The organism is Streptococcus pluranimalium, assembly GCF_047785705.1.
GTDB classification, from domain to species: Bacteria; Bacillota; Bacilli; order Lactobacillales; family Streptococcaceae; genus Streptococcus; species Streptococcus pluranimalium_A.
In genome coordinates this window covers 20,195-28,971 of sequence record NZ_JBLOJV010000022.1, presented here as the reverse complement: position 1 = coordinate 28,971, position 8,777 = coordinate 20,195, and the positions used below count along the sequence as shown (strand labels likewise).

The 8,777-nt window shown below is 42.9% G+C and carries 6 protein-coding genes and 2 pseudogenes; all 8 read right to left on the bottom strand.

Going from position 1 to position 8,777, the window contains the following annotated elements:
* Positions 1 to 283: 283 nt before the first annotated feature.
* The 8 genes and pseudogenes from ACMZ6Z_RS06425 to ACMZ6Z_RS06390 all read right to left on the bottom strand — a co-directional run bounded on the left by ACMZ6Z_RS06425 (position 284) and on the right by ACMZ6Z_RS06390 (position 8,440).
* On the bottom strand, positions 284 to 1,273 hold the full coding sequence (locus tag ACMZ6Z_RS06425) for a lipoate--protein ligase (RefSeq protein ID WP_416131749.1): 990 nt from the start codon (positions 1,271 to 1,273) through the stop codon (positions 284 to 286).
* Positions 1,274 to 1,536: 263 nt separating this feature from the next.
* The gene (gene lpdA, locus ACMZ6Z_RS06420; RefSeq protein WP_416131748.1) at positions 1,537 to 3,306 is read right to left on the bottom strand and encodes a dihydrolipoyl dehydrogenase; all 1,770 of its coding nucleotides are present in this window, start codon (positions 3,304 to 3,306) and stop codon (positions 1,537 to 1,539) included.
* Between the two features lie 144 nt (positions 3,307 to 3,450).
* Positions 3,451 to 4,491, bottom strand: a pseudogene (locus tag ACMZ6Z_RS06415) (dihydrolipoamide acetyltransferase); the annotation flags it as partial.
* Between the two features lie 198 nt (positions 4,492 to 4,689).
* Positions 4,690 to 4,815, bottom strand: a pseudogene (locus tag ACMZ6Z_RS06410) (biotin/lipoyl-containing protein); the annotation flags it as partial.
* 147 nt (positions 4,816 to 4,962) lie between these two features.
* On the bottom strand, positions 4,963 to 5,961 hold the full coding sequence (locus tag ACMZ6Z_RS06405; RefSeq protein ID WP_416131747.1) for an alpha-ketoacid dehydrogenase subunit beta: 999 nt from the start codon (positions 5,959 to 5,961) through the stop codon (positions 4,963 to 4,965).
* Positions 5,962 to 5,987: 26 nt separating this feature from the next.
* Entirely contained in the window at positions 5,988 to 6,956 is a 969-nt protein-coding gene (locus ACMZ6Z_RS06400; protein WP_416131746.1) for a thiamine pyrophosphate-dependent dehydrogenase E1 component subunit alpha, read from the bottom strand.
* Positions 6,957 to 7,349: 393 nt separating this feature from the next.
* Positions 7,350 to 7,895 carry an NADPH-dependent FMN reductase gene (locus ACMZ6Z_RS06395; protein ID WP_416131745.1) on the bottom strand — a complete coding sequence of 182 codons (546 nt, stop codon included), beginning with the start codon at positions 7,893 to 7,895 and terminating at the stop codon, positions 7,350 to 7,352.
* Between the two features lie 113 nt (positions 7,896 to 8,008).
* Complete coding sequence (locus ACMZ6Z_RS06390; protein ID WP_416131744.1) at positions 8,009 to 8,440, bottom strand: MarR family winged helix-turn-helix transcriptional regulator; 432 nt, start codon at positions 8,438 to 8,440, stop codon at positions 8,009 to 8,011.
* Positions 8,441 to 8,777 lie beyond the last annotated feature (337 nt).

The window sequence follows — 8,777 nt, the reverse complement described above, 5'->3', positions numbered from 1 at the left end:
TACATATTGTGGTTGGTGTAAACTGGTATATAGTTTCCAAAATTTAAATAATTTCATAAACCAAAAGCCCCTACTCTTTTTCCAATCAAGGTTGAGCAGGGGCTTTTTATCAATTAACAATGAAGGTAGAGCCTGGATCAATTGTCATAGCATCTGGCAAATAGACAGCAGGTTCGGTAACGAAAACGGCTCTGGATTAAGCAGATATCCAACCAGATTGAGCATGACAAACAAGGGGATAAACAGCATTGTTGCATTGTGATAGTGATGACTGTCTTGTGTCTTATGCCACAATGGCTTTGGCAACTTCTTCTGTTGTCATGCGTGAGAAGTATTGGGTGGTGTCAATCGTTTGTAGCTTTTCAAGCACATCTTTGTAGTCATAGCGAGTACCGACTAATAACTCTTCTATATCCTTGGCTGGTTTGACCCCAAAGAAGTCACCATAAATGGTCAACCCTTTAATGATAGAATTGTCAACATTGGCATAGGTTGTGATTTTGCCTGCTGGGTAGCGAACCGCACGTGACACCGTGTATTCTGGTGATGAACCGAAATTCCACTCCCAAGTGCTGAATTGCTCATCGCATGATTTTTGGATCGCTGCCAATTCCTCATCTGAAAAGACGTACTCTGTCATGTCAGGGTATTCTTCTTTCATTTGGTTTAAGATGGCATCTTGGAATGCTAAAACCGTCATTTTTTCAGGTAATTCATTGTTGATATTGGTCACACGAGCACGTACTGACTTGACACCTTTTGACTCAATTTTATCCTTACTAACCTTTAGAGCGTCTCCCAAAACCGTCATATCAACATCAAAGAGGAGGCATCCATGGTGCATCATCCGTCCCTTGTGATAAGCTTGGGCATTTCCGGCGATTTTTTTACCATCAATTTCAAGGTCATTGCGTCCTGAGAACTCAGCCTTGACGCCTAATTTAGCCAAAGTGTCAATAACTGGCTTAGAGAATGTCTCAAAATCAAAAGAACCTTCACCAGCCTTGTTAGAAATGATAGTGTAGTTGAGGTTGTTCAAATCATGATAAACCGCTCCACCACCTGACAGACGACGAGCAATGTGAATGCCATTAGCGTCTGTGTATTCTTTATTGATTTCTTCGATCGCATTTTGGTGACGCCCAATGATGATAGAAGGCTCATTGATCCAGAGGATAAATAGCTCCTCTTCTGCCACCAATTCTCGAAAGGCATAGGCTTCTAGGGCAATATTGTAATGGGGGTTGTTACTGGTATTGATGATGTATTTCATGTGAACTCCTTATCAAAATTAACTTTAATTGACCCTTTCATTATAATGCAAACGCTAGCAAAACTCAAGACTTTACGGTATGTCATCCTATAATCCATAATACTGATACTTCACAAAAACTCACTTCTGTTCATGTCAGAAGTGAGTTTTTTTTCATATCGCTAATCCTTATCCATCAATTTTACCTTAATTTTTTAGGGAGATATTTGGGATAATTGTTGGCAAAATGGATGGCTCCTATTTTTCAAAAATAGGTGCAAGGACTATTTGCGTTTTGGTGGGTTATGGATAGCTTCACCCAGTACGTCAGCAAAGGCTTCGTACATCACTTCTGAGAAGGTTGGGTGACCATGGATTGAGAGTAGCAATTCATCAACAGTCAATTCATTTTCCATGATAGTAGCGGCCTCGTTGATCATTTCAGCTGCTGCTGGACCAATGATGTGCACCCCAAGAATTTCATGGTATTTCGCATCTGCAATAACCTTAACGAAACCTTGAGCTTCGTTTGAAGCAATCGCACGGCCATTACCTGTAAAGCTATTTCTACCAATAAGGATATCGCCGTACTTAGCTCGTGCATCTTCTTCTGTCATACCAACTGCTGCTACTTCTGGATGTGTGTAAACCGCTGCTGGTGTAAACTCAAGATTGGCCTTACGCACTTTTCCGTGCATAGCATTTTCAGCGGCAACTTCACCCATACGGTAAGCGGCGTGGGCAAGCATTTTCACACCGTTAACATCACCTGGTGCGTAAATTCCAGGAATAGAAGTTTCTTGGTAATCATCAACCTTGATGCGGTTACGTTCCATTTCAAGGTCCAGGTTTTCAAGTCCATTCATCTGCGGCACACGACCGATTGATAGAAGGGCTTTTTCAGCAACAACTTCTGAACCATCATTAAGTTTCAAGGTCAACTGGTTATTGGCTTCAACAATCTCTTCAACACCAACAGAGGTCTTGATGTTCATGCCTTTTTTAGCCAGAATTTTTTGGAGTTCCAGAGACACTTCCTTGTCCATAGCTGGAATGATGCGATCAGCCATTTCAATAACCGTCACTTCAACACCGTAAGATGCCCATACTAATCCAAGCTCGATACCAACAACGCCACCACCCATAACAGCAAGTGATTTTGGCATTTCACGAAGATCAAGAATATCGTCAGAGGTCAAAACGAGTTTTGAATCAATCCCTGGAATATTGATGCGTGATACTTTTGAACCTGTCGCAAGGATAACGTTGCGACCTTTGATGGTTTCTGAGCCGATCGTAACTGTCTTATCTGGGTTAACTTGTCCAAGACCATTAAAGATGGTTACTTTGTTAGCTTTAAGAAGACCTTGTACACCACCTGTCAAGGTTTTAACAACAGTGTTTTTAAAGTCAACTGTTTTATCCATATCAATGGTATAGTTGGTTGATGCCAAGTTAATCCCGCGGCCTGCCGCATGCTTGATACCATCAAGGATTTCTGCATTTTTAAGGTAGGTCTTAGTTGGAATACAGCCAACGTTTAGGCAGGTTCCACCAAATTCTGATTTTTCAACGATGGCAATTTTACCACCAAGTTGGGCACCACGAATAGCAGCATAATAACCAGCAGGTCCACCACCAACGACGACGATATCATATTCATCATCTGCAAGTGGCGCTTTAGCAGCTTTTGCAGCTGGAGCTGACTCTTGTGCAGGAGCTTTAGGCACTTCCAAACCAGCCGCTTCAAGATCTTCCGTTGTACGAGCAACATCAACATCCGATGCTGCAGGCGAGGCAACTTCAACCTCTTCACCAGCTTCACCAATGTAGCCGATCGTTTCTGTTACAGGAACGGTTTCACCTGCTTGGCGAGTAATTTTCAAGAGAACACCTGAATCTTCTGCTTCGATTTCCATGTTGGTTTTGTCTGACATGATTTCAAGAAGAATATCACCTTCAGCGACAGTATCACCTTCGGCTTTTTTCCACTCAATGATTTCACCCTCAGCCATATCAACACCGAGTTTTGGCATAATAATTTCAACAGCCATTATTGATTTCCTTTCGTAAGATACGTTGGGTTTTTGAAAAGAATCTTTTGTCCAGCAAACCTGCTTAGACAACCAGTTCTTCTTTTAACCCATTTTTTAGTTTTTGTTAACAGTCGCTTAAAACGACAAACAAGATTATCCTAATCAGATAAGCAATTCAAATGGGTTTTCCATCAACTTCTTGAGGTCGACCATGAATTTAGCACCATTCATACCATCCACCAAGCGGTGGTCAATGGTTAAGCACATCGCCATGATTGGACGAGCTACGATTTCCCCGTCAACAACTGTTGGGGTAGGAATCGTCGCACCAACTCCTAAGATTGCTGAGTTGGGTTGATTGATGATCGGGTTAAATGTTTTAGTCCCAAACATCCCCAAGTTTGTGATTGAGAAGGTTGATCCAGACATTTCAGCGGCTTTAAGCTTACCTGTTTGCGCCTTCTTGATAACGTCTTTTGAAGCTAGAACAAAATCTGACAAGCTCATTTTATCTGCGCCATGAATAACTGGAACAACAAGACCATCATCAAGACCTACGGCAATTCCAAGATTGACAAAACGGTGAAGTTCGATATCATTGGCATCGTTGATCAACGATGCATTCATGTATTCATGCTCAGGTTTCATCAATGTTTTGACAACCGCCAGACCAATCAAGTCGGTAAAGCTGACTTTTAGGCCTGTCTTAGCCATGATTGGATCGATAAGCTTCTTACGAAGTGCTATCATCTCCGTCATATCAATGTCATAGTTAAGCGTAAATGTCGGCGCTGTCAGGTATGAGTTGGTCATTCCTTTAGAGATCGCCTTACGCATAGCTGACATCGGTCTATGTTCAATGCCTTCAGGAAGTTCGACCACTTTTTCTTCTTTAGCAGGTGCTTGAGCGGCAACTGCTGGCTTGCTACTTTCAAGTGCAGCCAAGACATCTTCTTTCTTGATTTTACCAGCAAATCCACTACCAGTAAGCGTTGTAAGATCAACGCCTTCTGACTCAGCTATTTTGCGTGCTAGTGGCGTTGCCTTAGGTTGAGCTCCTTGGAAGTTCTCAACATCCTCAGCATGGACACGCCCTTTAGGACCAGATCCTGGAACAAGACCTAGATCAATGCCTTGCTCACGAGCGATTCTACGAGCCGCTGGCGTTGCACGAACCTTGCCACCTTTTCCTTGAGGCGCTGCCACTTTGTTAGGAACAACTTCAGGACTTGATGAGGCTTGTGTTGGAGCAGCAGCGTCTTTATCTGCTTGGGTACGTTTGACATCGGCATCAGATCCAGCTGGTGAGGCAACCTCGATTTCTTCACCGGCTTCACCAATATAACCGATGGTTTCAGTTACAGGCACTGTTTCGCCTGCTTGGCGAGTGATTTTTAAGAGAACACCTGAATCTTCTGCTTCGATTTCCATGTTCGTCTTGTCTGACATGATTTCAAGGAGAACATCGCCTTCAGCGACAGTGTCACCTTCGGCTTTTTTCCACTCGATGATCTCACCTTCAGCCATGTCAACACCGAGTTTCGGCATAATAATTTCGACAGCCATAGTATTCCTTTCTTAGGATATTTAGGGATAAGCCCTTATTTTACGATATAGGAGGGATTGAAAATCAATCTTTCTTCTCCTCTGCTCATTCTTAACGTCTACTAAATCTTAGTGACCTTTGTTGACCATCTTGTAGATAGCAGCCTTGATTTTTGTCACATCTGGTAAGATTGCTTGCTCAAGCACACGCGCATAAGGCACTGGGACATCTTCTGATGCCAAACGTACGATTGGGTGATCCAGATAGTCAAAGGCTTCGCTTTCTGTTACTTTTGTAGCGATTTCTCCGATGAAACCACCTGTTTTGTAGGCATCGTTGACAAGCATCAATTTACCTGTTTTCTTAACAGAGTCTACAATCATATCCAAGTCAAGCGGAATCAAGGTACGTGGGTCAACCACTTCAACATCAATACCTTCTGCCGCTACCTCTTCTGCTGCTTGGAGAACACGCTCTAGCATACGCCCGTAAGAGACGATTGTAAGGTCTTTCCCTTCGCGTTTAACGTCACCTTTACCAAGTGGAAGGTAGAAGTCAGGATCTTGATTAACCTCTTCTTTTTTACCATAAAGCGCTTTTGGCTCCATGAAGATGACAATGTTATTGTCTTGGATTGACGATTTCAAAAGCCCTTTTGCTTCGTTCGCAGTACCAGGTGCAACAACCTTAATCCCTGGAATATGTGTCAACCAAGCCTCAAGTGATTGCGAGTGCTGCGCCGCAGATCCAATCCCTGAACCTGATGCCACACGGAAGGTAACAGGTGTTTTAAGACCACCACCAAACATGTAGTTATTTTTAGCACCGTTGTTAACGATCGCATCCATCATGATGGTGATGAAATCCATAAAGGTAACGTCTACGATTGGACGAAGTCCAGTGATCGCAGCACCGATAGCCGCACCTGAAATAGCTGCCTCTGAAATCGGCGTATCTTTAACACGCTTTGGACCAAATTCTTCTAGCATGCCAACGGATGTTCCAAAGTCACCACCGTAAACTCCTACGTCTTCCCCAATTAGGAAGATATTGTCGTCTTTACGCATTTCTTCAGACATGGCAAGGTTGATGGCTTCACGTAGTGCCATTGATTTTGTTTCAGTCATTCTTTATTTCCTCTACCTTTCTACCCTTAGTCAACCCATACATCTTCAAAGGCTACTGAAAGCTCTGGGAATGGGCTGTTTTCAGCAAATTCATAGGCTTCGTCAACTTCGCCCTTGACTTGCTCTTGAATAGCATCTAATTCTTCATTGGTCGCAATACCTTCTGACGTCAAGTAGTCACGGTATTTCAGCATTGGGTCTTTTTCTTTCCACTCTGCCACTTCTTCTTTTGTACGGTATTTTCCTGCATCAGATGTCGAGTGACCAAACCAACGGTAAGTCTCAACCTCAACGATAGCAGGACCATTGCCGCCACGAACATGATCAACGGCTTTACCCATTGTCTCGTAAACCGCTAAAACATCATTCCCATCTTCACAGTAAAAACCTGGGATACCGTAAGCATCTGCACGTGTGTAAAGGTGAGGGGTGTTGGTCGCATTGGTGATATCCATTGAGATACCGTAGCGGTTGTTGATGATGAAGAAAATAACAGGCAATTTCCATGTCGCAGCCATATTGACTGACTCGTGGAATGACCCTTCATTGGTTGCACCATCTCCTGAGAACGCAACCGCAATATGATTTGTTCCTTTGTATTGTTGTGTCAAAGCAGCACCTGTTGCCAGCGCAAAACCACCACCAACAATACCGTTTGTCCCATAGTTCCCTTTTTCAAAATCAGCCAAGTGCATCGAACCACCACGACCTTTTGACACACCCGTTGCTTTACCAGCAAGCTCAGCCATCATGCCTTTGAGATCCATATCTTTGGCGATTGATTGACCGTGACCACGGTGATTTGAGAAAATAAGATCCTGATAACTCAAATGTGCCACAGCACCAACGTTGGCTGCCTCTTCTCCAACTGAAAAGTGAGTCATCCCTTGAACAAAACCACGACGAACGAGTTTGTTGATACGCATATCAAATTCACGGATACGTTCCATTTTCAAAAACATATCCATGTGTTGTTCTTTAGACAAAGTAACCATACTGTCCTCCAATAATATTTTAATCACCCTTCATGATAACGTAAATAAGCACAATTTGCAAGGAAAGCGAACGCTACGCAAAACTTTCAAAGAAGACTGGATTTTTTAAAAGCATAATCCTATCACAGTCGTCAAAAGCCCCTCTTTAGAGGTTACATGTGAAACAAAAAAAGGCTGAGACAAGCGTCTTAACCTTAATACTAATCTCGCTAAACAGTGAGACAACGTGAGGGAGCAGAAGCCCTTCACTGATGTCATTAGCGTTTACAATCCTATGCAACTGTTCAGGAAAAATAAAGCGGTTTAGCTCCAACTCAGAGATGATAGAGTGAGGGAACATCAACTCTCAGGAATGACCGATTTCTATCTCGCTCACAGTCTCTTCGTTTTGATTTAAGCAAGGGCGTCAAGAAGAGCTTTGGCCTGATCGTCTAAGGCTGCTAAGACATCTTCACTTGCGACAAATTGACCATCCGCCCAAGCGGAATCATTAACGCGTGACATGGTGATGTGATCGACAAATTTGGTGCGAATAAATGGCAAAAGCGAGCGGTATTGGGCTGCCGTTTCCTCATGACCACCATTAGCAACCAAGGAGACTGTGGTGACTTTTTCATGAATAGCAGATGGTGCTGCTGGATTAGATAAATCAAGCGAACGTGACAGCCAGTCAAGAAGGTTTTTCACCGTACCAGGCATTGCAAAGTTATAAACTGGTGAAAATATCCAGATAGCATCCGCAGCTTGTACTGCTTCACGCGCTTTAGCAACTGATGCTGGAACTGCTGCTTCCAAATCTTGTGAAAACAAAGGCACTTCTGAATAGTCAAGATAGGATACCTCGGCTTTACCTTCCAATGCTTTTTCAGCTAATGCTGCCAGTTGGTGATTAAACGAACCTTGGCGTAGCGATCCGACGATGATTAAAATACGTTTCATTTTTTCTCCTTTAAAATAAGCCTGTCAACAGTCAAAAATGTTTCAGGTCATTTTGTTATTTATTACTATGTAGTTATAATATCTTAGATCCAATCTTTTGTAAAGAAAAAGGCTCACTCTTGATGCTGTTTGAATTTTTTTAGCAAATTAATCAACTGTAACTGCTCCTCTTTTGTCAAAACAGCAAACGACCTCTCAACACCTGCCACATGCTCTGGCAAAACCGTCTCAATCAAGCGCTTGCCCTCATCCGTCAAACCAATCACATAGGCTCGCTTATCATGATGACTACGCTGGCGATAAATCCAGCCATTGCGCTCCATGTTTTTCAACACCACCGTCATATTGCCAGACGTGGCTAAGATAGAATCAATTAGCTTGCTAATGGTCATCTCTCCCTTAGCATATAGCACATCCAAGACACTAAACTGTGTCGGTGTGATGTGGTAATGGTTAAAAACACTGGAAGCCAGAGTATCAAGTGTCCTCTCTGCCTTTCGAAAAACAATCATAGCTTTTAAAGCCGTCTCATCTGGTGCGCTCATCACCATCTCCTTAGTTTTTTGACATTATCGATACCCAACGACATCAATCTCTTTGATTGCTAGGCTCAGACCTCAAGACCTCATTATGGGACGATGAGCTTTCAACTTGCCGTACTCTCATCTCCAACCTCAAACCGTTTAGTAAACTGTTTATGCTGTCTGCGTCTCAGTTCCTTGTTTGAGCGTTAATTCAGTTGACTATAAACACCAAGAGTAACATTAGGGTTACCCAAGATCAGCCACCAACTTGTCGTGTTAATTGTCAAAGGGTATTGAATGCCATGATACCATCAGGCATGAATAGGGTCAAGAAAAAACAGAAGCTGAAAGACTTCAA

Excerpts from the sequence above, each read along its gene's own strand:
- ACMZ6Z_RS06425 (WP_416131749.1), bottom strand. The coding sequence starts at position 1,273 with ATGAAATACATCATCAATACCAGTAACAACCCCCATTACAATATTGCC.
- lpdA (WP_416131748.1), bottom strand. The coding sequence starts at position 3,306 with ATGGCTGTTGAAATTATTATGCCAAAACTCGGTGTTGATATGGCTGAG.
- ACMZ6Z_RS06405 (WP_416131747.1), bottom strand. The coding sequence starts at position 5,961 with ATGACTGAAACAAAATCAATGGCACTACGTGAAGCCATCAACCTTGCC.
- ACMZ6Z_RS06400 (WP_416131746.1), bottom strand. The coding sequence starts at position 6,956 with ATGGTTACTTTGTCTAAAGAACAACACATGGATATGTTTTTGAAAATG.
- ACMZ6Z_RS06395 (WP_416131745.1), bottom strand. The coding sequence starts at position 7,895 with ATGAAACGTATTTTAATCATCGTCGGATCGCTACGCCAAGGTTCGTTT.
- ACMZ6Z_RS06390 (WP_416131744.1), bottom strand. The coding sequence starts at position 8,440 with ATGAGCGCACCAGATGAGACGGCTTTAAAAGCTATGATTGTTTTTCGA.